This window comes from Ramlibacter sp. MMS24-I3-19 (assembly GCF_050320135.1).
Lineage (GTDB): Bacteria > Pseudomonadota > Gammaproteobacteria > Burkholderiales > Burkholderiaceae_C > Ramlibacter.
The window spans coordinates 2,889,818-2,913,543 of the sequence record NZ_CP190017.1 but is presented as its reverse complement, the minus strand read 5'-3'; the positions used below and the strand labels follow the sequence as shown (position 1 = coordinate 2,913,543).

At 70.4% G+C, this 23,726-nt stretch carries 20 protein-coding genes; 5 read left to right on the top strand and 15 right to left on the bottom strand.

The annotated features are described in order from the left end of the window. Nucleotides 1–4: 4 nt before the first annotated feature. The gene (locus tag ACPWT1_RS14550) at nucleotides 5–445 is read left to right on the top strand and encodes an SWIB/MDM2 domain-containing protein (RefSeq protein ID WP_427911875.1); all 441 of its coding nucleotides are present in this window, start codon (nucleotides 5–7) and stop codon (nucleotides 443–445) included. An 81-nt stretch (nucleotides 446–526) separates the two neighbouring features. Here ACPWT1_RS14550 and ACPWT1_RS14545 read toward each other — a convergent pair whose 3' ends face one another. Further along, entirely contained in the window at nucleotides 527–2,239 is a 1,713-nt protein-coding gene (locus ACPWT1_RS14545; RefSeq protein ID WP_427911874.1) for a thiamine pyrophosphate-binding protein, read from the bottom strand. A 66-nt stretch (nucleotides 2,240–2,305) separates the two neighbouring features. Further along, nucleotides 2,306–2,830 (bottom strand): bactofilin family protein, encoded by a 525-nt coding sequence (locus ACPWT1_RS14540; protein ID WP_427911873.1) that lies wholly within the window; start codon nucleotides 2,828–2,830, stop codon nucleotides 2,306–2,308. A gap of 199 nt (nucleotides 2,831–3,029) precedes the next feature. Between ACPWT1_RS14540 and ACPWT1_RS14535 the strand changes: the two genes are divergently transcribed. Next, nucleotides 3,030–3,743: a hypothetical protein gene (locus tag ACPWT1_RS14535; protein ID WP_427911872.1), complete on the top strand. Its 714-nt coding sequence runs from the start codon at nucleotides 3,030–3,032 to the stop codon at nucleotides 3,741–3,743. Here the strand turns inward: ACPWT1_RS14535 and ACPWT1_RS14530 are convergent. Genes ACPWT1_RS14530 through ACPWT1_RS14520 form a run of 3 tightly spaced genes read right to left on the bottom strand, consistent with a single transcriptional unit; the run spans nucleotide 3,727 to nucleotide 7,385 of the window. After that, nucleotides 3,727–4,419: a general secretion pathway protein GspB gene (locus ACPWT1_RS14530; protein WP_427911871.1), complete on the bottom strand. Its 693-nt coding sequence runs from the start codon at nucleotides 4,417–4,419 to the stop codon at nucleotides 3,727–3,729. The genes ACPWT1_RS14535 and ACPWT1_RS14530 overlap by 17 nt on opposite strands. 2 nt (nucleotides 4,420–4,421) lie before the next feature. Next, entirely contained in the window at nucleotides 4,422–6,101 is a 1,680-nt protein-coding gene (locus ACPWT1_RS14525) for an AAA family ATPase (RefSeq protein ID WP_427911870.1), read from the bottom strand. A 54-nt stretch (nucleotides 6,102–6,155) separates the two neighbouring features. After that, nucleotides 6,156–7,385 carry an MFS transporter gene (locus tag ACPWT1_RS14520; protein ID WP_427911869.1) on the bottom strand — a complete coding sequence of 410 codons (1,230 nt, stop codon included), beginning with the start codon at nucleotides 7,383–7,385 and terminating at the stop codon, nucleotides 6,156–6,158. A gap of 81 nt (nucleotides 7,386–7,466) precedes the next feature. On the opposite strand from ACPWT1_RS14520, the gene ACPWT1_RS14515 reads away from it, so the two are divergent. After that, the gene (locus tag ACPWT1_RS14515) at nucleotides 7,467–8,282 is read left to right on the top strand and encodes an AraC family transcriptional regulator (protein WP_427911868.1); all 816 of its coding nucleotides are present in this window, start codon (nucleotides 7,467–7,469) and stop codon (nucleotides 8,280–8,282) included. After that, on the top strand, nucleotides 8,279–8,731 hold the full coding sequence (locus tag ACPWT1_RS14510; RefSeq protein WP_427911867.1) for an NUDIX domain-containing protein: 453 nt from the start codon (nucleotides 8,279–8,281) through the stop codon (nucleotides 8,729–8,731). The genes ACPWT1_RS14515 and ACPWT1_RS14510 overlap by 4 nt, the downstream gene beginning before the upstream one ends. A 6-nt stretch (nucleotides 8,732–8,737) precedes the next feature. On the opposite strand, the gene ACPWT1_RS14505 is transcribed toward ACPWT1_RS14510, so the two are convergent. The 4 genes from ACPWT1_RS14505 to ACPWT1_RS14490 all read right to left on the bottom strand — a co-directional run bounded on the left by ACPWT1_RS14505 (nucleotide 8,738) and on the right by ACPWT1_RS14490 (nucleotide 15,523). Continuing rightward, entirely contained in the window at nucleotides 8,738–10,969 is a 2,232-nt protein-coding gene (locus ACPWT1_RS14505; RefSeq protein WP_427911866.1) for an ATP-binding protein, read from the bottom strand. Next, nucleotides 10,966–11,541, bottom strand: coding sequence for a YfiR family protein (locus ACPWT1_RS14500; RefSeq protein WP_427911865.1), 576 nt, complete (start codon nucleotides 11,539–11,541; stop codon nucleotides 10,966–10,968). Before ACPWT1_RS14500 ends, ACPWT1_RS14505 begins: the two co-directional genes overlap by 4 nt. Nucleotides 11,542–11,546: 5 nt before the next feature. Further along, nucleotides 11,547–13,445, bottom strand: coding sequence for a TonB-dependent receptor plug domain-containing protein (locus ACPWT1_RS14495; RefSeq protein WP_427911864.1), 1,899 nt, complete (start codon nucleotides 13,443–13,445; stop codon nucleotides 11,547–11,549). Between the two features lie 80 nt (nucleotides 13,446–13,525). Beyond that, entirely contained in the window at nucleotides 13,526–15,523 is a 1,998-nt protein-coding gene (locus ACPWT1_RS14490) for a S9 family peptidase (protein WP_427911863.1), read from the bottom strand. A 170-nt stretch (nucleotides 15,524–15,693) separates the two neighbouring features. Between ACPWT1_RS14490 and ACPWT1_RS14485 the strand changes: the two genes are divergently transcribed. Then, the gene (locus ACPWT1_RS14485; protein WP_427911862.1) at nucleotides 15,694–16,101 is read left to right on the top strand and encodes a J domain-containing protein; all 408 of its coding nucleotides are present in this window, start codon (nucleotides 15,694–15,696) and stop codon (nucleotides 16,099–16,101) included. 24 nt (nucleotides 16,102–16,125) lie between these two features. On the opposite strand, the gene ACPWT1_RS14480 is transcribed toward ACPWT1_RS14485, so the two are convergent. The 6 genes from ACPWT1_RS14480 to ACPWT1_RS14455 form a co-directional block, all read right to left on the bottom strand. After that, on the bottom strand, nucleotides 16,126–17,106 hold the full coding sequence (locus ACPWT1_RS14480) for an MDR family oxidoreductase (RefSeq protein WP_427911861.1): 981 nt from the start codon (nucleotides 17,104–17,106) through the stop codon (nucleotides 16,126–16,128). Between the two features lie 61 nt (nucleotides 17,107–17,167). Further along, nucleotides 17,168–18,112, bottom strand: a complete 945-nt coding sequence (gene ligD, locus ACPWT1_RS14475) for a non-homologous end-joining DNA ligase (RefSeq protein ID WP_427911860.1) — start codon at nucleotides 18,110–18,112, stop codon at nucleotides 17,168–17,170. Between the two features lie 70 nt (nucleotides 18,113–18,182). Continuing rightward, entirely contained in the window at nucleotides 18,183–20,804 is a 2,622-nt protein-coding gene (gene clpB / locus ACPWT1_RS14470; protein ID WP_427911859.1) for an ATP-dependent chaperone ClpB, read from the bottom strand. Between the two features lie 45 nt (nucleotides 20,805–20,849). Continuing rightward, nucleotides 20,850–21,386, bottom strand: a complete 537-nt coding sequence (locus tag ACPWT1_RS14465) for a hypothetical protein (protein ID WP_427911858.1) — start codon at nucleotides 21,384–21,386, stop codon at nucleotides 20,850–20,852. A 96-nt stretch (nucleotides 21,387–21,482) separates the two neighbouring features. Continuing rightward, the gene (locus ACPWT1_RS14460) at nucleotides 21,483–22,718 is read right to left on the bottom strand and encodes a flavin-dependent oxidoreductase (protein ID WP_427911857.1); all 1,236 of its coding nucleotides are present in this window, start codon (nucleotides 22,716–22,718) and stop codon (nucleotides 21,483–21,485) included. 4 nt (nucleotides 22,719–22,722) lie between these two features. Then, nucleotides 22,723–23,718 carry a tripartite tricarboxylate transporter substrate binding protein gene (locus ACPWT1_RS14455; protein WP_427911856.1) on the bottom strand — a complete coding sequence of 332 codons (996 nt, stop codon included), beginning with the start codon at nucleotides 23,716–23,718 and terminating at the stop codon, nucleotides 22,723–22,725. Between the last annotated feature and the right edge of the window lie 8 nt (nucleotides 23,719–23,726).

Sequence of the window (23,726 nt, the reverse complement as noted above, 5' to 3'; positions counted from 1 at the left end):
AATCATGGCAACTGCGAAAAAAGCGGCGGCGAAGAAAGCGCCCGCAAAGAAGGCTCCGGCGAAGAAGGCCGTCGCCAAGAAGGCTGCACCGGCGAAGAAGGCCGCCGCCAAGAAGGCTGCACCGGCCAAGAAGGTCGCCGCCAAGAAGGCTGCACCGGCCAAGAAGGCCGCTGCGAAGAAGGCGCCTGCCAAGAAGCGCACTCCCAACGCCGCGTTCATGAAGCCGCTGACCCCCAGCCCGCAACTCGCGGCCGTGGTGGGCAACACCCCGATGCCCCGCACCGAGGTCGTGAGCAAGCTGTGGGCGTACATCAAGAAGAACAAGCTGCAGGACTCGACCAACAAGCGCATGGTCAATGCCGACGCCAAGCTGAAGGACATCTTCGGCAAGTCGCAGGTCTCGATGTTCGAGATGGCTGGCCTGATCGGCAAGCACGTCAAGTAATCGGGTCCTCCCGAGAGCAAAAAGGCCGGCGCAAGCCGGCCTTTTGCTTTCCAGCAGCCGGCATGTGCCGGCCGTTCTCTCTCAGCGCGCCTTGAGCGCGTTCTCCCGGATCGCGGCCAGCGTGCCGCGGGTGGAGATCACCTCCGGGTCCAGCATCACCTCGATCAGCGTGCCCTGCGTGCGCTCCAGCGCGGCCAGCAGCTCGGGCTCGAACTGCGCGGTCGCCGTGATGCGCACGCCCGCATAGCCGTACGCGCGCGCGAGCCCCACGAAGTCGGGATTCGCCAGATCCGTGCCGTGCACGTTCTGCGGGTACTCGCGCTCCTGGTGCATGCGGATGGTCCCGTACATGCCGTTGTTCAGCACGACGACGATGCTCTTGCCGCCGAACTGCGCCGCCGTCGCGAGCTCCTGGCCGTTCATGAGGAAGTCGCCGTCGCCCGCGATCGTGAACGCGGTGCGCCCGCTCACCAGGTTGGCCGCGATGCCCGCCGGGACGCCGTAGCCCATCGCGCCCACCGTGGGCGCCAGCTGCGTCTTGTGGCCCTTGGCGAGGCCATGATGGCGGAAGAAGCGATGCACCCAGCTCGCAAAGTTGCCGGCGCCGTTGGTGACCACCGCGTCGGGCGGCAGGTGCTTCTGCAGCGTGGCCACGATCGCCGGCATGTCGATGTCGCCGGGCAGCTTCTGCGGCACCAGGTTGGCCTCGTAGTCGGCGTGCACGTCGGCCGCCCAGCCCTGCCACGGCAGTTCGGGCGGCGCGGTCAGCACTTCCAGTGAACGTGCGGCGGCGTTCATCGTGGCGTTGATCGCCAGGTCGGCCTGGTACACGCGGTGCAGTTCCTCGGCACTGGCGTGGATGTGGACCAGCTTCTGCTTCGGCCGCGGCGCCTCCAGCAGCGTGTAGCCGCCGGTGGTCATCTCGCCCAGGCGAGGCCCGATCGCCAGCACCAGGTCGCTCTCGCGGATGCGCGCGGCCAGCCTGGGATTGATGCCGATGCCGACGTCGCCGGCATACAGCGGATGGTGGTTGTCGAAGGTGTCCTGGAACCGGAATGCATTGCCCACCGGCAGCTTCCAGTTCTCGGCGAAGCGCTGCAGCGCCTGGGCCGCCTGCGGCGTCCAGCCGCCGCCGCCCACGATCGCGATCGGCCGCTGCGCCGCAAGCAGCATCTCGCGCAGGCGACGCAGCGATCCGGGATCGCTCCATGCCTCGGCGGGTTCCACGCGGGCCAGCGGGCGCGCCGCCGTCATCCGCGTCAGCATGTCCTCCGGCAGGACCAGCACCACCGGGCCCGGACGGCCGTTCATGGCGGTGGCGAAGGCCCGCGCCACGTACTCGGGGATGCGGTCGGGATCGTCGATGCGCTCGACGCGCTTGGCCATGCCCTTGGTGCTCGGGCCGAAGAAGCTCGTGTACTCGACTTCCTGGAAGGCCTCGCGGTCGCGCTGCACGGCCGCCACGTCGCCGACGAACAGCACCATGGGGGTGGAGTCCTGGAAGGCCGTGTGCACGCCGATGGAGGCATTGGTGGCCCCGGGGCCGCGGGTGACGAAGCACACGCCGGGGCGGCCGGTGAGCTTGCCCACCGCCTCGGCCATGAAGGCAGCGCCTCCCTCCTGGCGATTGACGATGAAGCGGATGTCGTCACGCCAGCGGTGCAGGCCATCCAGCACGCAGAGGTAGCTCTCGCCGGGAACTCCGAAGGCGTGCGTGACGCCCTGCGCAACCAGGCACTCGACAAGCAAATGGCCCGCGAGTTGCGGGCCATCGGGAGAACGGGAATCGGTCATGGGGGCGACTGTACGAGATCGCCGCTCCCAGTCCTCGGGAGCGCCTCGCGCTCCCGGCTATCGCGCTCAGGCGACCTGCAGCTTGGCGGGCGCCGGGCGGGTGTTCGAGCTGGGAGCGGAGGACGAGGCGGCGGCACCGAACTCGATCTCGCCGGAGAGCTGGCCGCCCTCTTCGATCACGACCTTGCCGTAGCGGATGCGGCCGGTGACCTTGCCGGTCGCGTAGATCACCAGCTTCTGGCGCACGGTGAGGTTGCCGTCGAACGAGCCACGGATCTCGGCCACGTCGATCTCGGCCGAGCCCTTGAACGAGCCACGCTCGGAGATCTGGATCATGCGCGAGTCCATCGTGGCCTCGACCGAGCCTTCCACCACCAGGGTGTCGCAGTCGGTGATCTCGACGCCCTTGAGCTTGATGTTCGGGCCGACGGTCAGCTTGGCTTCGCCTTCGGTCGCGGGGGCAGCGGTGGTGTTCACGACGGCGGCGGTCGACGTCGACGAGGCGGCGGCCAGGGCGGCGCCGTTCGGGGTGGAGGGACGCACGTCGTTGTCGCGCTTGCCGTTGTTGAAGAAGGGGGACTGCAGTGCCATCGCGATACCTCAGCGTTGTGGTGTTGAAGAGTCTTGGATGCTATGGACGAGCTTGCTTACACGCATCCATTGTTCGGCAAGTTCAGTAACCGGTTGCGTTTCTCGCTGCTGCTGCCGTCGAGCGACAGCGCGTGTAACAGCGATTGCCCGAGTGAGCGTCGGCCCTGCACGATGGCTGGACAACAACGAAGGGACTTCGATGAATGCACGTCACTGGCTTGCGCTGGCGCTGGTCACCTTCGCTGCAGCCGCGCACGCGCAGTCGCAGGCTGCGCAGGAAGACCGGTTCGACACCGACGCCGGCAACCTCATGGCCGTGCTGCGCGAATCCGCGGGGACCAACGAACCGCAGGAGACGCTGCGACCGTATGGCACGTTGCGTGCCGAACTGCCGGACGGCCGCGAGGTGGACCTGGAGATGAGCTGGTTCCGCTACGTCGGCGACATGCACATCCGCCTGGTGTTCGACAGCAGCACGCAGCTGCAAAGCGCATCGCCCGACGACCTCGAGCGGCTGCGGCTGGACCCGCAGCATGCCGTGCAGCTCGCGGTGGCGAACCTGCGGCGCGTCTACGGCGAGCCGGTCAGCAAGCCATGGCCCGGCGGCCTGATGCAGGTGGTCGGACGCGCCGACGACCTGAACAGCAGCTACTTCCTCGACCGCCCGTTCTGGCAATCGCTGGAAGCGCAGCATCCGCGCGGGATCGTCGTGGCCGTGCCGCAGCGCGGCGGCCTGCTCTATGCCCCCGCCGAAGACGAGGACGCGGTCGCGGCCCTGAGCTTCAGCGCGACCGCGATCTACGCCTCGTCGACGCGCAGCCGCGTGTCGTCGGCGCTCTACCTGTTCCGGGATGGACACTGGTCGGTGTTCCAGCGGCCGCTGGTCACCGACGACGTCAGTAGCGAGCCGTGAAGCGCTGGCCCTGGTAGCTAAGCACGGCCTGTCCGGGCCGCACCTGTTCCAGCCGCACGCCGGGGGCGACTTCGCTGCCCTCGTTGAACACCTGTCCGCCGACGATCAGCAGCCGCTGCCCGGCATCGGCCGAGTACACGCCGCCGGTGATGGCGAGCTTGGGCGCACCGGGCGGTGGCGTGCTCGATTCAGCGGCTGCCGGTTTGCTCGAGGTTGCGGGAGCAGGCGATGCTGCCGGAGCCGAAGAAGTCGTGGGCTGCGCCGGTGTCTTCACAGGCTCCCGCTGCGGCGCCGGCCTTGCAGCCGGGCGCTGCGCCGGCTCGGGAATGCGGCGCGGCGGTGGCGGCGCAGGTTCGATCGCGGTGGCAACGACGGGCGCCGGGGTCTGGGACGCCGGCGGCTCCGAGGCCACGGCCGGAGCCGGCGTCGCCGCAGTCACGGGCGGCGAAGGGACGACCGCAGGCGCCACGCCGGGTGTGGGCTGCTGCGAGCCGGGCCATGCTAGGACCAGCATGGCCACCAACAGACCGCCCGCCAGCAGCCACGCGATGGGTGAACGCCAGACCGGTGCGGTCGCCTCGGCGGGCGCCGAAGCGGGTTGCGCCTGCAGGCCTGGCAGTCGCGTGCGCTGCCGCTGGGCATCGGCCTTGCGCAAGGCATCGAGGATGTAGGACATCGTCAGGGCAGCGCCCGCAGGCGGGGTTCGTCCACCTTGGCGCTTCGATTGAGTTGCATGAGGGTCATCGGGCCCAGGACGCCGTCGGCCGGCAGTCCCTGGGCGAGCTGGAAACTGCGGATCCGGACACGCAGCGGGGTCGCCGGCTCGGACAGGCCTGCGACCGCCAGTTGCTTGTCCACCCAGCGGGCGAGCTCCGCGCTCGCGCGATCCTGCGAGCCGGGCGGCATGCGCCAGAGCGTGGCCCACTCCCCGTTCCAGCGTTCGGCCAGGGCGGCGAGGGTCACGGTCTGCGTGCTGCCGCCGGCAGCCAGCGTCGCGGTCCTGTCGCCGATGGCGGTGAGCACGGCGTACGAGGGCGCGCCGCGATCGCGGTCCAGCACCACGATGCCCGGCCGATCCAGCTGGCGCACCAGCGCCAGCGTGGTGACGTGGCTGAAGCAGCCCAACGACTGGCGCGCGAGCGCGGCGCAGGGTTCGCCCTCGCCGGCATCGGCATGCCACGCCCGCGCCAGTTCGCGCCAGGCCTGCTTCTCGTCCCGCAGCAACGTGGCAGGCACCGCGGCGGCGGCGGCCGATGCCGGTGCCGAGGCCGGAGTCGCCGCTGCCACGACCGGTTCCTTGGCGGTCATCGCAGACGCGCTGGCCGCGAGCGCAGGCGCGCTCGCGGCATCCGCGGGCACGGGCGCAACGGCCGCCGGCACTGCGGAGACCGCGACCGGCGCTGCTGCCACGGCTGCTGGCGTTGCCGCGGGCGCGAGAAGCCGCGTCGCGGCGATGGCAAGCGCGGCGCCCGCCACGACCCCTGCCCCGAGCATCCAGCCCTGCCGCAGGCCGGGCCGCGAACGCCCTTCCTCGGCGCGCGGGAAGACTTCGCGGGCCGCACGCTCGACGATCGCGGGTGTCACCGCCGGTGCGCTGTCCGCATAGGCGCCCAGCAGCGCGCGGTCGCACAGCAGATTGATGCGGCGCGGCACGCCGCCGGACAGCTTGTGCACCCTGGCCAGCGCGCGCGGCTCGAAGGGCAGCGCGCGCGAGAGGCCCGCCACCTCCAGCCGGTGGCGCACGTACTGCGTGGTCTCGGCGGGACTCAGCGCATCGAGGTGGTAGCGCGCGATGACGCGCTGCGCCAGCTGCTCGAGGCCGGGTCGCGCGAGGACGGCGCGCAGCTCGGGCTGGCCGATCAGGATGATCTGCAGCAGCTTGCGCTCGCTGGTCTCCAGGTTGGTCAGCAGGCGCAGCTGCTCCAGCACGTCCTCCGAGAGGTTCTGCGCCTCGTCGATGATCAGCACGCTGTTGCGGCCCTGCGCGTGCGCCTGCAGCAGGAAGGCGTTCAGCGGATCCAGGTAGTCCTTGACCGTCGGCGTGCCGCCGCCCTCGCGGCGCGGCAACGGCAGCCGGAACTCCTCGCAGATCGACTGCAGCAGCTCGGTGACCGTGAGCTTGGGATTGAAGATGTAGGCGACGTTGCAGGTCTCGGGAATCTGCTCCAGGAAGCAGCGGCAGACCGTGGTCTTGCCGGTGCCGATCTCGCCGGTGAGCAGCACGAAGCCGCCACCCCCGCCCAGGCCATACAGCAGGTGCGCGAGCGCCTCCCGGTGGCGCTCGCTCATGAACAGGTAGCGCGGGTCCGGCGCGATGGAGAACGGCTCGTGCGACAGCCCGAAATACGGCGCGTACATGGCGCCAAGGATACCCGCGGCCCAGCAGGTCGCGAGCGGAGACGCCGCGCGCGCTCAGGCCGGGGCGAGCGTCGTGCGGCGGGCGCGCCGCACGTTGAAGGCACTGGTGATCAGCAGCAGCTGCGCGGCCACCAGCCCGATCCACACGCCGGTGTACTGCCCGTGGTCCATCAGCCGGCCGAACACCAGCGGCGACGCGGCCTGGCCGATGTCCAGGCCGGCGTAGACGATGCCGTAGACGCGGCCGCTGGCGTTCTCGGGCGTCGAGCGCTTCACCAGCAGGTCGCGCGAGGGACCCGCGAGGCCGCTGGCGAACCCCATCACCCCGAACATCGCCGGCACCGCCAGCGCCGGCAATGGCGCGAGGCCGATCGCCAGCGCCACCAGCGCCGCGGCGCCGAAGCCCAGGCCGACCACGCGCTCGCAGCGCGCCGGATCGGCGGCGAGGAAGCCGCCCAGCACCATGCCACCCGCGCTGCACACCATGTACACGGTCAGGCACAGGGCGGTCAGCGCCACCGGCACTGCGTGCAGCTGCCGCGCGGCCTCGGGGGCGAAGGCCTGGATCACGCTCAGCACCACGGCATAGACGAAGAAGAACGCAAAGCACATCCAGACCGACGGGATGCGCAGGAACTCGAACGTGGCCTCCGGGCTTGCGTGGGCGCCCCCGGACTTCGCCGCCGTCGGCAACGTGAGCCGAGAGCGGTTGAACCACAGCACCAGCAGCACGAGCCACGCCAGCGCGCCGGCGCAGGCGAGTGCCACGCGCCAGCTGGAGGCGATGGCCACCGGGACCAGCAGCGCCGGCGCCAGCGCCCAGCCAAGGCTGCCGGTGATGCCATGCACGCTGTACGCATGGCCCAGCCGCGGCGTGCTCACCTTGCGATTGAGCAGCGTGTAGTCGACCGGATGGAACACGCCGTTGCCGAGGCCCGCGACGAGCGCCCACGCCGCCAGCGACCAGTAGCTTGTCGACGACGCGAAGCCGAATGCAGCCAGTCCCACGAGGGCCAGGCCACCGAACAGCACCGGCCGCGGACCATGCCGATCGACGAGAAAGCCCGATGCGGCCTGCACCGCGCACGAGGTGACGAAGAACACCGTCATGAGGAAACCCAGCTGCGTGTAGCTGGCCTGGAACGCGTCCCTGAGCCACGGGAACAGCGGTGCCAGCAGGAGCTGGCTGAAGTGGCTGATCATGTGGGCGAGTCCCACGAGGCCGATCACCTGGGCATCGTCTCGGAAACTGCGGGCCGGGGCGGCAGGGGCGGCGGTGGTCATGGCGCGATGCTACCCAGCGGCCCTTCTTTCCGGAATGCGACGGAACGCCAGCCATCCCCGAATTTCCGCCAGAATGCGGCGATGCGCCGCCGCCCTGCCCCGAGGTCCGTCGCGCTGGGCGAGATGTCCAGCTTCGAGCCCACCGTCGCGCATCCGGTGCGGCTGCGCATCCGCAGCCTGCCCGCCGACACGCACTTCGATCCGCACCGCCACGCGTTCGCGCAGCTCGCGTTCTGCGCACGCGGCGTGTTGCAGGTGATGGCCGCCCAGGAGGTCGCGGACGAGGTCACCTACATCGTGCCGCCCTCGCGCGCGGTCTGGATCGAGCCCGGCGCGCGCCATGCGGTGCACGTGCTGGAGCATGCGGAATTCCGCACCCTGTACCTGCACGCCAGCGTCACGCCGCCCGGCTGGACCGGCTGCCGCGTGCTGATGGTCTCGCCGCTGCTGCGCGAACTGATCGAGGCGCTCGATGGCTGCCGCGACGCCGCGCGCGAGCGGCTGCTGTCGGCGCTGGTGCTCGACGAGATGCAGCGCGCCCAGACCCAGCCCCTGGGCGTGCCCCTGCCGGCCAGCGGCGGCGACAAGCGCCTGCGGGCGCTGTGCGAAGCGGTGCTGCGCGCGCCCGGCGAACGGGCAAGCCTCGGAGCGTGGGCCGCCGACGTCGGCGCCAGCGAGCGCACCATGGCCCGCCTGTTCCGCTCCGAGCTGGGCACCGGCTACCAGCAATGGCGACTTCAGGCGGTCTTGGCCCATGCGCTGCCCATGCTGGCCAACGGCGTGCCGGTCGGCCAGGTGGCCGCGGCCACCGGCTACGCCAGCGAAAGCGCGTTCAGCGCGATGTTCAAGGCCGCGATGGGCCAGCCGCCCCGGCACTTCCAGCCGCGCCGCGCATGACCAGCGCCGGGCTGCTCATGTACCGCCATGGTCCCGACGGCCTGGAGGTGCTGCTGGCCCACCCCGGCGGGCCTTACTGGGCGCGCAAGGACGACGGTGCGTGGATGCTGCCCAAGGGCGAACTGGCGCCGGGCGAAGACCCGCTCGCGGGCGCGCGGCGCGAGTTCGCCGAGGAGATCGGCATCGACCCGCCGGGTCCCTATGCATCGCTCGGCGAAGTGGTGCAGAAGGGAGGCAAGCGCGTGCTGGCCTGGGCGGTCGCGGGCGACTTCGCACCGGAGCAGCTGCGGTCCAACCATTTCGAGATGGAGTGGCCGCCGCGTTCCGGCCAGGTGCGTTCCTTCCCGGAGGTCGACAAGGTGGGCTGGTTCAGCGTGCCGGCCGCCCGCGCGAAGATGCTGCCCAGCCAGTGGCCGTTCGTGGAGCGGCTCGCCGCGGCCCTCGACTGAAGGTCGTCAGCCGAGCTCGCACCCGCGCCCACGCCGCAGCAGCGGACGCAGCACGTCGACGTCGACGGGCTTGGTGAGGTGGTGGTCGAAGCCCGCCTGCTGCGCGCGGCGGCGGTCCTGCTCGGCACCCCAGCCCGTGATGGCGATCAGCACCGTGTCGGCAAACCGCGCGTCGCGGCGCAAGCGCTCGGCCACCTCGTAGCCATTCAGGCCAGGCAGGCCGATGTCCAGCAGCACCACGTCCGGCTCGAACTGGCGGGCGGCCTGCAGGGCCTGCACGCCATCGTGGACCGTGTGCGTGCTGCAGCCTTCCATGCCGAGCATCAGGGCGAGCGTGTCGGCCGCGTCCACGTTGTCGTCCACCACCAGGATCCTCAGATCGTCCTCGACGAGTTCCCCGGCAGGCGCAGCCTCGATGCGCGCAGGCGCGGCCTCCGCCGGCAGGCATGGGAGTCGCAGCGTGAACGTGCTGCCGCGCGCCGGCCCGCCGCTGGAGGCGCTGATGCTGCCCCCGTGCAGTTCGACCAGGCTGCGAACCAGGTACAGCCCGATGCCCAGCCCGCCTTGCGCCCGGTCGAGCGTGCTGCGCACCTGCGTGAAGAGCGAGAAGATGGTCTCGAGCATCTCCGCGGGAATGCCCTCACCGTTGTCTTCGACCTCGAACACCGCCCACTCGCCCTCGCGCCGCAGGCGCAAGGCGAGGCGGCCGCGCGGCGGCGTGTACTTGGCGGCGTTGTTCAGGAGGTTGCCCAGTGCCTGCGCGAGCCGCGTCGGGTCGCCCATCACCTCGATGTCCTCGGCGGGCAGGTCCACTTCGAGCGAATGGCCGGAGGCCGTGACGGCAGGCCGGCTGACCTCCAGCGCGGTGTCCACCACCGGGTGCAGCCGGATGCGCGAGACGTCCAGGCGGATCTTGCCGCTGCTGATGCGCGAGATGTCCAGCAGGTCGTCGATGAGCCGGATCATGTGCGCGAGCTGCCGCTCCATCGTGGCACGCGCGCGTTGCGAGGCCGGACCGTTGGCCGTGTCGCGCTTCAGGATGTCCAGGCCCGTGCGGATCGGCGCGAGCGGATTGCGCAGCTCGTGCGCCAGCGTGGCGATGAATTCGTCCTTGGCCCGGCTGGCCTCCTGCAGTTCGCGCTCGGCCTCCTTGCGCTCGGTGACCTCGACCACCGAGCCCGCCATCCGGTACGGCCTGCCTTGCGCATCCCAGAGCGCGGCGCCGGCGACGAAGAACCAGCGCCAGCGCCCGTTCGCATCGCGCAGCCGGCATTCCACCTGGTACGGCACCCGTTCGCGCAGGTGGGCCTGGATGGCCTGGCGCACCAGCGGCAGGTCGTCGGGGTGCAGGATGCGATCCATCGCATCGGGACGATCGGCCAGTTCGCTCCCGCCATACCCGAGCAGCGCCTTGAAGCGCGGCGAGACGAACATCGAGTGCGCCGGGATGTCCCAGTCCCACAGGCCCGCGCTGGAGCCGCGCACGGCGAGCTGGTAACGCTGCTCGCTGGTGCGCAGCGCGTCGTTGGCCGACTCCAGCGTGCGCGAGCGGCGGTCCAGTTCGTCGAGCATCGCATTGAAGGCGTCGACCAGCTCGCCCACCTCGTCGTCGCTGCGCCGCCGCGCCCGGTCGCCCGTGTCGCCCCGCAGGATCTTGCCGGCCACCCCGGCCACTTCCACGATCGGCTCGGTCACCGCCTTCTGCAGGCGGTTGGACAGCAGCAAGGCCGCCGCCAGGCTCGCGCACATGATCGCGACCAGGACGCCCACCGTGGTCAGCGCGTGGCGCAGCCGTTCGTGGTGCAGCTGCAGGTAGACCGTACCGACGCGCTCGCGGTTGACGACCACGGGGCGCCAGGCCACGGCCCAGTCGCCACGCACCTGCACGCCCGGCGCCGCGGCGCGCGCCGGGACCTCGCCGCTCTCCGGGTCCGGCACGAAGCTGGCGAACAGCGCGCCCCTCTCGTCGTAGACCGCCGCCGCGCGCACGCTGTCCTTGGCGCGCAGCATGGCAAGGTTCTCCGACGCGACGCGCGGGTCCTTGAATGCGAGGGCCGGGCCGCTGGCCAGCGCGATCACGTCGGCCTGCGTCATCAGGTCCTGCTTGGTGTCGGCCAGGTCGCGCCGCAGGTCGAGCACGAACACCGCCAGCGAGGTGAGCAGCAGCGCCGTGAGGGTGGCCGCCACCAGGATGGCGTTGAGCTTGCGGCGGATGGACCCGCGCGTGAAAGGCCTCACCGTGCGCGACCCTCCACCGACTGCGCGACGGCCAGCAGCCGCGCGCTGAGCCGCAGGCCGCGTGCCTCGGCCGCAGTGAGCGAGGCTGCGAACCGCACCCTGCCACCATCGTTGACGAAATTGAGCACCGACCCGAGCCGCAGCCCGGCGTCCTGTTCGGTGACCACCAGCACCGGACCGGGCGTCGCCTGGACCAGCTCGCGCACCCTCGTCTCGCGCCCCTCGCCGATGAACAGCACGTGCAGCCCGCGCAGCGTGTCGCCATCGCGCAGGCGCCGCACGTCGATCGCATGGCCGTCGACCCCACGTCCGGCGACCACCTGCTCGAGGTCGGTGGCGACCGCATCGTTGCCGAGCACCCCGATCACGAGCACGTCCTCGCCGCGCTGGAACGTGCCGGGCGGCCACTCGACGAAGGCAGTGAACTTGTAGAGGAAGGCCGCCTTCACGGCGCTCTCGGTGACGGGCTGCGCCTGCGCGCACAGCGCAAGCACCGCCAGCCAGCCGAGGAGGCACGCGGCCGCCAGCCTGAGCCGGCTTGCCGGGATGCGTGAGCGCTGCGTGGCTGGCATCCGCCTCACTGCAGGCGCCAGGTGGCCTGCAGCATCCACAGGCGCCCGAACTGGCTCGCGATGGCGGGCGGCCCGAATTCGATGTGCCGGGGATCGAACAGGTTGCGACCCAGGACAGCCAGCCGCAGCGACGGCGTGGCCTGGAACGCGAGACTCGCGTCCACCGCCGTGTAGGCCGGAACGGCAGGCGAAGGCAGCGCACCGACCCGGCGCGCCATCAGGTCGAGGTCGGTGCGCGGCCCGAGGTTCAGGCTGGAGCGCAACGACCACTGGTGCGACGGATCGTTGCCCAGCCCCGGGAACGACGTCGTCGACGGGCTGAGGCCACCGACATACCGCAGGCGCTGGTGCAGCCCGACATAGCCGGCGACCAGCCGCCACGCGCTGGTGACCTGCCATTGCGCCCACGCCTCGATGCCGTCGACCGGACCGTCGATGAGGTTCTCCACCGTGTTCGGCACCTGCCCCGGCACGCCCGCACGCAGGCCCTGGAAGTTCTGCCGGAACACCGTCACCGAATAGTTGAGGGCCGTGGATGGCTGCCCCCGATGCCCGATCTCGACCACGTTGGCCTTCTCGCCCTGGAAGTTCGGCCCGCCGGCGATGACGAATGGTGGTTGCCCCGGAAAGTAGAAGTCGCGGTCGATGCGCGACGGCGCGCGCACGACCCGCGACAGGGAGGCCCACGTGGTCGCCTGCATCGAATGCAGCCAGGCGAGCCGCAGGTTGGGCAACAGCTCCAGCCCTGTGTAGCTGTTGCGCTCGAGCTTGAGGCCGATGGTGGGCTGCAGCTGCGAACCCACCATGCCCTGGTACTGCGCGAACAGGTTGGTCCACGACAGGCTGCGCTCGCCCGGGGAGAACAGGACCAGCGCGGTCGGCTGGTTGACGTCGCGCGTGGTGCGGTGGCCGGCGCCCCAGAGCAGCTGCCCGACCGGCACCTTGGCCTCGTGCGTGAACTGCACGTCCTGCGTGGTGGCCTTGTTGCGGAACAGGGTGGTGTCGTTGCGGTCCGCGAGGTCGTAGTAGGCCTGCACCTTGTACGCCGAGCCATCGGCGAACTGGCTGCTCCAGCGGCCCAGCAGGTTGCCGCCGCGCAGCGCGGGCGCCTGGTTGCTGGAGGGCTGCTCGCCGCCATGGTAGGCGTCGCCCTGCAGCGTGAACGCGGACACGCCCTGCGCCCAGTCCGAGCGGAATCCGAGCTGGTCACGCACGGCGTCGTCGTGCAGGGCGGTGCCTGCAGCGGTTTGGGTATTGCCCCGGTCGACAGCCAGCGCATAGAACCGCACATGCGTGTCGTCGCCGAGGCGCGTGCCCCAGCGTGCCGCCTCGCGTCCGCCGCGTCCGGACCGCGCCGCCTTCAGCAGGCCGCCCTGCGTGTCCGCGGCGCTGCGAGTGAGGATGTTGATCACGCCGTTCACCGCATTGGCGCCCCACAGCGTGCCGCCGGGGCCGCTGACCACCTCGATGCGCTCGACGTCATCCAGCAGCACGTCGTTCGCGTCCCAGAACACGCCGGCGAACAGGCTCGAATAGATGGTCCGGCCGTCCACCATGACCAGCAGCTTGTTGGAGATCGCGTCCTGGAAGCCGCGCGCGCTGATCGCCCACTGCCCGGCGCTGGTCTGCGCGACCTGCAGCGTGGGCGCGAGGCGCAGCGCCTCGGGAAGGCTGACCGCGCCGGCACGCACGATGTCCTGCCGGGTGATCACGAACACGGAAGCGGCTGCGTCCTTCAACGGCTCCGCGCGGCCGGAGACCGCGGTCACCTCGATGCTCCCGAGCTGCTCGAGCGTGAGGTCGGCCAGGTGCCGCGCATTCGCTGCCACCTGCACGGACTGGGCGTGCGCCGCCTCCAGCGCTGCCAGCAACGTGGCAAGGGTAGCTGCTCTGGCGCTCTTCATGTGCGTTCCCATGAGGAGCGGGCATCTTAAGAGCTCCACGGCCGGGCTCGGTGCCGGGTTCCGCGCCATCGGGTTTTCTCCTACAGCACCGACGCGGTGCCGGCCCCCTCGTGCAGTTTCCGCGCATCACCTGCGCCATCGCGCGTGAACCGCTCGACCCACGCCACGATGCGCCGTGCCGAATCGCGCCGGCACGAGGGGGCGCCTTCGCCGAGAAAATGGTGGTCCTCGCCCGGATAGAGCACCAGCTCGGTGGGCGTGTCGCCCGCCCGCATCAGGCTGACGAACATCTCCTCCGACTGGCACTTGGGGCAGCGCTCGTCGTCCTTGCCCTGCAGGAACAGCACCGGCGTCGTCGATCGCTCGATCGACTGCAGCGGCGAGAGCGCGCGTGCCCGCTCGCGGTCGAAGGTCGGTGCGCTGTCGACGTAGAGCGGATCGGCGTAGTAGCCGCCGTCGGACGTGCCGTAGTGCGTCTCGATGTTGCCGACCGGCGCCATCACCACGGCCGCGCGGAAGACGTCGCAGTGGCCGACGGCCCAGGCGCTGAGGAAGCCGCCGTACGACTTGCCCGAGATGGCCACGCGGTGGTCGCACGTGCCCTCGTGCTGCAGCTGGCGGACCGCCGCCACGTGCTGCGGCAGGTCCGCCTCGCCCCAGTGCCCGGCAAGCCGGTCGCAGAACTCGCGGCCGAAGCTCGCCGAGCCGCACGCATTCAGGGCGAGCACCGTCCAGCCCCGTGCACAGAGCACCTGCCAGAACACGTTGGTGTCGAAGTCCAGCAGCGCATAGCTGGCGGGTCCGCCATGCACGTCGTTGAGCAGCGGCGCGGGCGCCTTCGACGCGGCCGAACGCAGCAGCCAGCCCTCGATGCGCTCGGTGCCGCCGCCACCGTCGGGCACTTCGAAAGCGCGGCGCTCCGCACCCACCGGCGTGCACTCGTCCCACCACGCGTTGAGGCGAGTCAAGCGGCGCTCGTCCCGGCCCGCCGCATCGCTGGCCCAGACCTCGCTGGGCAGCGAGGGATGCTCGATGCTGGCCACCAGGTGGTCGCCGTCGGTGGCGAAGGCGCCGAACTGGCGATCGCCCGCCAGCACGGTGCGCAACTCGCCGCCTTCAGGCGCGATGCGGCACACGTGATGGCATCCTCGGTGGGCGCGCACGAACACGAGGCCGCGCCCGTCGTCGCACCACCGCAGCGATTCGCTGTCCGCAACCTCGAGATCCTCGCCGCCCAGCCGCTGCAGGCGGCCCGACTGCGCCTCGATCACGTAAAGGCCGTTGCGCGCGCCGCCCTCCTCCGGCGCGCCAGCGAACGCGATCCGGCGTCCATCGGGCGACCACACGGGCTGCAGCACGGTGGCGAGGTCGTGCGTGAGCTGTCGCATGGCACCTCCTTGCGCGTCGCAGACCCAGAGATCGGTCCGGTGCGCGAACCGCCCTCCGCGCGTGCGGCACAGCGCGATGCGCTGCCCGTCCGGGGACGGCGCAAAGCCCAGCACGTCGAAGTTGCCGCGGGTCAACTGCCGGTGCCTGCCGCTCGCCAGCTCCAGCCGGAACAGGTGGATCTCGCGCCCGAGCAGGTAGCCGATGCCGTCCGACTTGTACGGCAGCTTCCATGCGACCTCCGGCGTCTTCGGCCCGCGCCCGACCGCCGGCACGCCGGGGCGTCCGTGCAGGTCGGGATCGACCGTGACGGCCGACGTGACAAGCACGCTGGCGCCGTCGGGGTTCCATTGCAAGGACGTCACGCCACCCTCGAGCGCGCCGCAGGGCCGCGCCTCGCCACCCGCGATCGAGAGCAGGTGCACCTGGACGGACCCCGTCCTCGGCGAGAGGAAAGCGAGTTGCTGGCCATCGGGCGACCAGCGCGGCGACTGGTCCAGCCACGGCCCTTGCGTCATCTGCCGCGGCTTGCCGTCCACCAGCGGCACCAGCCAGATCGCGGAGGTGTAGCGGTCCTCGCACGCATCGACCGATCGCACGCAGGCGGCGGCGATCGGCACGCCGGGCACGCAGTCGAGCGTGGTCACCTTGCGGTGCAGGTTGAGGTCGTCGGGCGTGAACGGGCGAGGCATGCGTCAAGGGGTGTTGTCGAGGCGTTCCTCCCCTTCGGCAATCGACGTGCCGCGGTCCGCGGCTGCATCGCGGTGTTGCATGGCCGCATCCCTCTCGCTTGACGGAGGACCGCGAGACTTGGCCGCGCGCAGGCCCGAAGCTACACTTTCAGGAGCAACGCGACCGCTTGATGAGCCACGCTCCCCACCCCACGCACTACGAGATCCTCGGTGTTGCCCATGACGCGACGGTCGAAGCCCTGCGCACGGCCTACCGCCGTGCCGCGCAGCGCCACCATCCCGACCGCAGCCACGGCGATGCTGCCGCGCAGCAGCGCATGGTGCAGATCAACGAGGCCTACGCGGTGCTCTCGCATCCGCAGCGGCGCGAGAGCTATGACCTGTGGGTGCGGGCACTGGCGGCCCGGCGCGCCGCCGACGCGGCACTGGTCGCATCGCGTCCCACGCGCTTCGAAGCCACGTGGCCCTGGGGACTGGTCGCCGCGACCCTGGCGTTCGCGATGCTGACGGTCGGCACCGCGGTCTACAAGAGCACCGCGCCTGCGGTCGCCGCACCGATCCTGTCCGGTCCGCACTGACGCCAGCAACGGGGCGCAACGCCCTCAGTCGCGGGTGCGCACCACGATCCGGCCGCGCACCTGGCCGGCCATGAGCCGCTGCGCCTGCGCGATCGCCTCCTGCAGGCCGATCTCGGTGGTGACCGCATCGAGCTTGCGCGGGTCGAGGTCACGCGCCAGCCGGGACCAGGCCTCCTGCCGCAGCGGCATCGGCGCCATCACGCTGTCGATGCCCAGCAGGCTCACGCCGCGCAGGATGAAAGGTGCGACGGACGCCGGAAGGTCCATGCCTTGTGCGAGTCCGCAAGCGGCGACGGCGCCGCCATAGCGCGTCTGCGCGCAGGCATTGGCGAGCGTGTGGCTGCCCACCGCATCGACCACGCCGGCCCAGCGCTCCTTCTGCAGCGGCTTGCCGGGCGCGGCGAGTTCCGCGCGGTCGATGATCGTCGACGCACCGAGCGTGCGCAGGTAATCGCCTTCGGCCGCCTTGCCGGTGGCGGCCGCCACGCGATGGCCGAGCGCCGCAAGCAGCGCCACCGCGATCGACCCGACGCCGCCCGTGGCGCCGGTGACCAGCACCTCGCCGGCGCCGGGTCGCAGGCCGTGCCGCTCGAGGGCCAGCACGCACAGCATCGCGGTGTAGCCGGCCGTGCCGATGGCCATCGCCTGCTTCGCACTGAACGCCGAGGGCCGGCGCACCAGCCACTCGCCGCGCAGGCGCGCCTTGCCGGCGAGGCATCCCTTGTGCGTCTCGCCCACGCCGAAGCCGTTGAGGATCACCTCATCGCCGACCTTCCACAGGGGCGACGTGCTCTCGACCACGGTGCCCGCGCCGTCGATGCCCGCCACCATCGGCCAGCTGCGCACGACCGGCGACTTGTTGGTGATCGCGAGGGCGTCCTTGTAGTTCAGCGTGGACGCGTGCACCTCGAGCGTGACGTCGCCTTCGGGCAGGAAGCTGTCGTCGACGTCGCGGACGGCAGCGCTGAAGTCGGGAGACTTGTCGAGGACCAGGGCCTGGAACATGGCGGCTCCTTCGTGCATCGGGCATCGGGATGCCGGATTCTGCCGGCACTCGGGGGCTGGTTCAGGCCTGTGCCGGCTTCCAACCCAGGCGGCGCATGGCCGCCGGCAGGGATTGCGGCGTGGTCCAGTACTTGGCCCAGGGATCGCGCCGGCGCTTGCGGAGGTAGGCGGTCGCGTCGGTGATGGTCCAGTGCGCCCCATGCGTCACGTCGTCCAGCTGCTCCCAGGCGACCGGCATCGCCACGCCCAGGCCCGGCCGTGCGCGCGCCGAGAAGGCTTCGGCCGTCGACTGCACCCAACCGTTGCGCAGGTAGTCGACGAACACCCGGCCCTTGCGGTTGCGCGGCCCGGACTTGGCCACGAACACCTGTGGCAGCGTGGTGGCCAGGTGCCGCACCACGGCTTCGGTGAACGCCTTGGCGACGGGGTACCCGAACTCGGGCCGCAGCGGCACGTACACGTGCAGTCCCTTGCCGCCGGTGGTCTTCAGCCAGCCCTGCAGCCCGAGCTCCTGCAGCATCGTGCGCACCAGCAGCGCGGCCTCGCGCATGCGCGGCCAGTCGACGTCGTCACCGGGATCGAGGTCGAACACCAGCCGGTCCGGCTGGGCGATGGCGGCCGCCGTGCTGTTCCAGGTGTGCAGCTCCACCGCATCGAGCTGGGCCACGTTGGCCAGGTCCTCCGCAGTCTCGATCGAGATGGCGGGATCGTGCCCGGGCCACAGCGCCGGATCCATGCCCTTGAGGTTCTTCATGTCCAGCGTGTGCTGCTGGAAGACCATCGGTGCGTCGATGCCCTGCGGGGCACGGCGAATGTAGACCGGGCGCCCGCGCAGGAACGGCAGGGCCCATGGCGACACCTCAGCGTAGTAGCGGACCAGGTCGAGCTTGGTGAGGCCGGTGCTCGGGTCGACGATGCGCTCGCCATGCGTGACGCGCAGCATCGAATGCGCGCCAGCGGCCGCGCGATCGGCGGCCGTCGCGCGGCTGCGGGTCGGGCTCGGCACCGGCACTCCAGAAGGACGACGGGCCCATGCTGGCAGAGCATGGGCCCGTGCGTTGTAGGAGCGCCGCGCTTCAGGCGGTCGCTGGCTCGGCCTGCATGCGGGCGCCACCGAAGTGGAACACGCCAGGCTCGCGCACCGGATCGACCTCCACCGGAATGACGCTCTTGGGCGGGAACAGCCCTTCGAGGATCAGCTTCGACAGCGGGTTCTCGATGCGCTGCTGGATGGCGCGCTTGAGCGGCCGGGCACCGAACACCGGGTCGAAGCCGACCTTGGCGAGTTCCTCCAGCGCCGCCGGCGACACCTCCAGCTTGAGGTCCATCTTCGCGAGCCGCTGCTCCAGCACCTTGAGCTGGATGCCGGCGATGCGCGCGATGTGCTTGGCGTCCAGGCCGTGGAACACCACCGTCTCGTCGATGCGGTTCAGGAACTCGGGCCGGAAGTGCGTCTTCAGCTCGTCCCAGACCGCTTCCTTCACGTCCTCGTACGGCTTGCCCACCATCGCCTGGATCATGTGAGAGCCGATGTTGCTGGTCATCACGATGACCGTGTTCTTGAAGTCCACGGTGCGGCCCTGGCCGTCGGTGAGGCGGCCATCGTCCAGCACCTGCAGCAGCACGTTGAACACGTCGTGGTGCGCCTTCTCGACCTCATCGAGCAGGATCACGCTGTAGGGCTTGCGGCGCACGGCTTCCGTGAGGTAGCCGCCCTCCTCGTAGCCCACGTAGCCCGGCGGCGCGCCGATCAGGCGGGCCACCGAGTGCTTCTCCATGAACTCGCTCATGTCGACGCGGATCAGGTGCTCCTCGCTGTCGAACAGGAAGTTCGCGAGCGCCTTGCACAGCTCGGTCTTGCCAACACCGGTCGGGCCGAGGAACAGGAACGAGCCGGTCGGCCGGTTCGGATCCGACAGGCCCGAGCGCGAGCGGCGGATGGCATTGGCCACCGCGCTGATCGCCTCGTCCTGCCCCACCACCCGCTGGTGCAGGCGGTCTTCCATGTGCAGCAGCTTGTCGCGCTCGCCCTGCATCAGCTTGGAGACCGGGATGCCGGTAGCACGTGCCACGACTTCGGCGATCTCCTCGGCGCCGACCTGCGTGCGCAGCAGCTGCGGCTTGCCGGTCTTGGCCTTGCCGCTCTCCTGCGCCTGCGCGTCCTTGAGCTTCTTCTCCAGCTCGGGCAGCCTGCCGTACTGCAGCTCGGCCACCTTGTTGAAGTCGGCCTTGCGCTTGTATTCCTCGATCTGGAACTTCACGCGGTCGACCTCCTCGCGGATCTGGGCGCTGCCCAGCGCGGTGGCCTTCTCCGACTTCCAGATCTCCTCGAGGTCGGCGATCTCCTTGCGCAGCTTGCCGATCTCGTCCTCGATCAGGTCCAGGCGCTTGCGGGAGGCCTCGTCGGTTTCCTTCTTCATCGCCTCGCGCTCGATCTGCAGCTGGATCATGCGGCGGTCGAGCCGATCGATCGCCTCCGGCTTGGAGTCGATCTCGATCTTGATCTTGGAGGCCGCCTCGTCGATCAGGTCGATGGCCTTGTCGGGCAGGAAGCGGTCGGTGATGTAGCGGTGCGAGAGCTCGGCCGCGGCCACGATGGCCGGGTCGGTGATGTCGACGCCGTGGTGCGCCTCGTACTTCTCCTGCAGGCCGCGCAGGATGGCGATGGTGGCTTCCACGCTGGGCTCGCCGACCAGGATCTTCTGGAAGCGGCGCTCCAGCGCGGCGTCCTTCTCGATGTACTTGCGGTACTCGTCGAGCGTGGTCGCGCCGACGCAGTGCAGCTCGCCACGCGCCAGCGCCGGCTTGAGCATGTTGCCCGCGTCCATCGCTCCCTCGGCCTTGCCGGCGCCCACCATGGTGTGCAGCTCGTCGATGAAGACGATGGTCTGGCCCTCGTCCTTGGCCAGCTCGGTGAGCACGTTCTTCAGCCGCTCCTCGAATTCGCCGCGGTACTTGGCGCCCGCGAGCAGCGCGGCCATGTCGAGCGACAGCACGCGCTTGTTCTTCAGCGTCTCGGGGACCTCGCCCGCGACGATGCGCTGGGCCAGGCCCTCGACGATGGCGGTCTTGCCGACGCCGGGTTCGCCGATCAGCACCGGGTTGTTCTTGGTGCGCCGCTGCAGCACCTGGATGGCGCGGCGGATCTCCTCGTCGCGGCCGATGACCGGGTCGAGCTTGCCGTTGCGCGCGCGCTCGGTGAGGTCGATGGTGTACTTCTTCAGCGCCTCGCGCTGGCCTTCAGCCTCCGCGCTGTCGACCTTCTGGCCGCCGCGCACGGCGTCGATCGCGGCTTCGAACGACTTGCGCGTGAGGCCGTTCTCGCGCGCGATGCGGCCGATGTCCTGCTTGGTGTCGGCCACGGCCAGCAGGAACAGCTCGCTGGCGATGTACTCGTCACCCCGCTTGAGGCCTTCCTTCTCGGCGGCCTGCAGCAGTGCCACGAGATCGCGGCCGACCTGCACCTGCTCCTGGCCCTGCACCTGCGGTCGTTTGTGCATCGCAGCCTCGGCGGCAGCCAGCAGGCCGGGCACGTTGACGCCGGCGCGCTGCAGCAGCGCGCGCGGGCCGTCTTCCTGGCGCAGCATGGCCACGAGCAGGTGCTCGGGTTCGATGTAGGCGTGGTCGTTGGCGAGCGCGAGGGTCTGGGCCTCGCCCAGCGCTTCCTGGAACTTGGTGGTGAGCTTGTCGAGTCGCATGGACTTATCTCCGATGCATCCCAGCTTAGGCTTGGCCCCTGCTTTTCAAGGGTCAAAACCTCCCGGGATCGCTGCAGGGGGCTGTCTAGAATGCCGCGCATGCAGATCCACCAGCTCTCGGTGAGTTACCAGGCCGAACAGGACCGCTTGCTGCTGCGCGTGAGCAGCACCAGCGGGCAAGAGATGCGCCTGTGGCTCACGCGACGCCTGATGCTGGGCCTGTGGCCGCTGATCAGCCGGCTGCAGACCGAACAGCTGCTCAAGATCGAGGCCGCGGGCAGCGCGCTCGACGGGGCGGACGAGGAACTGCGCCGCATGCTGGCCGAGTTCCGCAAGGAGGAGTTCCTGCAGCGCGCCGACTTCGACACGCCGTACAAGGACCAGGCCACCCTGCCGCTGGGCACCGAGCCGCTGCTGGTGACGGATGTCGATGCGACCCCGCTGCCGGGCGGCCGCACGCGGCTGTCGCTGAACGAGCGCGCCTCGGTCGGCGGCGGGGACAAGCCGCGCGGCTTCCAGCTGGAGCTGGATGCGCGGCTGATGCAGGGCCTGCTGCACCTGCTGGAACGTGCGCTGACCCACGCCCAATGGCGCGAACCGTTCGCCACGCCGGCGGCGGTCATCGAGGGCGAGCCCGGCGAAGCCGGCCGCGCCCCCGTTACCTCAACTGACCGCGCTTCAGCTGCGCGCCTGCGTCTCCAGCGCGAAGCCCGCCACGCGCTTGTACTCGTCGGAGATCTGGCGCAGTTCGTCCTGGCTGATCAGGTCGTCGACGGTCCCCGGGAACGGCTTGCCGCCACTGAGCGCGTCGGCCTTCATGATGATGAAGTCCGGCGGCACCGTGCGGTTGGTCTGCACGATGCGCGCGGTGGGCGCGAGGCGCTGCGCTTCGTAGGCCGCCAGCGCGGCGGCAGGTTCGGCGCGCGACAGTTCGTCGGCCAGGACGCGCGCATCGATCAGCGCCTGCGCCGAGCCGTTGGAGCCGCGCGGGTACATCGGGTGCGCCGCATCGCCCAGCAGCGTCACGCGACCGAAGGTCCAGCGCGGCACCGGGTCCTTGTCGACCATCGGGTACTCGAAGACCTGCGACGCGCCCCGGATCAGCGCCGGGACGTCGAGCCAGTCGAAGCGCCAGTCGGCGAACAGCGTCGCCACGTCCTGCGCGGCGCCGGGCTTGTTCCAGTCGTTCATCGCCGCGCCGGGACGCTGGATCTCGGCGACCCAGTTCACCAGCTGGTTGCCCTGCCCGTCGACGTTGTCCACGATCGGGTAGATCACCATCTTGCCGGTCTCGATCGAGCCGATGCGCAGGTAGCTCTTGCCGGTGAGGATCGGCGGCCTCACGGTCACGCCACGCCAGGTGTTGATGCCGGCAAATGCGAGCTGCTCGTCGGGATAGAACTGCCGCCGCAGGGCGGAGTTCACGCCATCGCAGGCGATCACGGCATCGACCCTCACGGGATCCAGGTTCCGGCCCGTGCTGTCCTGCAGGTGCAGCGTGACGCCGCTCGCATCCTCCTGCGTGGCCACGGCGCGATGGTCGAGATGCAGCGCCGCTTCACCGAGCCGCTCGCGCACGGCCTCGAACAGGATCCGGTGCAGCTTGCCGCGGTGGATGCCGATCTCGGGCAGCGGATAGCCCGCATGGCGGCCGCGCGCCTCGCGGTAGATGAACTGGCCCCAGCGGTTGAAGAACACGCTCTCGAGGTTCTCGATGCCCTCGGCCACGATGCGTTGCTGCAGGCCCAGCGAGGCGAGTTCGCGCATGGCATGCGGCAGCAGCGTGATGCCGACACCGACCTCGCGCACCTGGGGAACGGCTTCGTAGACGTCGCAGGCGATGCCGCGCTGGTGCAGGTCCAGCGCAAGCGCCAGCCCGCCGATGCCGCCGCCGGCAATGGCAATGCGTGGCATGCGTTCAGTCCGCCGTGATGCCCTGGGCCTTGATCAGGCTGGCCCAGCGGTCCGCATCGCGCGCGACCAGCTGCCGGAATTCCTCCGGCGTGCTGCTGGCCGGGTCCATGCCCTGCGTCTCGAACGCGGTGCGCACCTCGGGCAGCGCGAGGATGTCCTTCAGCTCGTGGTTCAGGTGCGTGACCTGGTCGGGCTGCGTGCCGGGCGGCGCGAAGATGCCGTACCACATGGCCACGTTGATGTTGCCGGCCTTCGCTTCGGCCAGCGTGGGCACCTGCGGCAGGAGCGGATGGCGCTTGTCGCTGCCTATGCCCAGCGCGACGAGCTTGCCGGCCTTGATGTGCGGAAGCGCGACGTGGATCGGCAGGAACATCAGGTCGACCTGGCCGCCCAGCAGGTCGGTGACCGCGGTCGACGTGCCGCGGTACGGGATGTGCGTGAGGAACACGCCGTTGACGGACTTGAACAGCTCCATCGACAGGTGGTGCGGCGTGCCGACGCCGGGGCTGGCGTAGTTGATGCGGCCGGGCCGCGCCTTGGCGTCGCGCAGCAGGTCGGCGGCCGTGTGCCAGCCGGTGGAAGGATTGGTGACCAGCAGCAGCTGCCCCCAGCTGGTGAGCGACACCGGCACCAGGTCCTTGACCGGATCGAACGGCAGCTTGGGGTAGAGGCTGCGGTTCATCACCAGCGTGTTCACGCTGACGAGCAGCGTGCTGCCGTTGGGAGCGGCGCGGACGACGGCTTCGGTGCCGATGTTGCCGGACGCGCCGGCACGGTTGTCGACCACGACGGGACGGCCCAGCCGCTGGCCGAGCCTGGGGCCTACGGTGCGGGCAATGATGTCGATGCCCGTGCCCGGCGTGAACGGCACGATCAGGCGCAACGGCTGGCCTTCAGCCGACTGCTGGGCCATCGCGAACGGCGACGTCAGGGCCGCCAGGCCGCCCAGCGCGGCGAGCGCATCGCGGCGGCGGACGGAAAACTTGCCATCTGTTTGCATGCTAACGA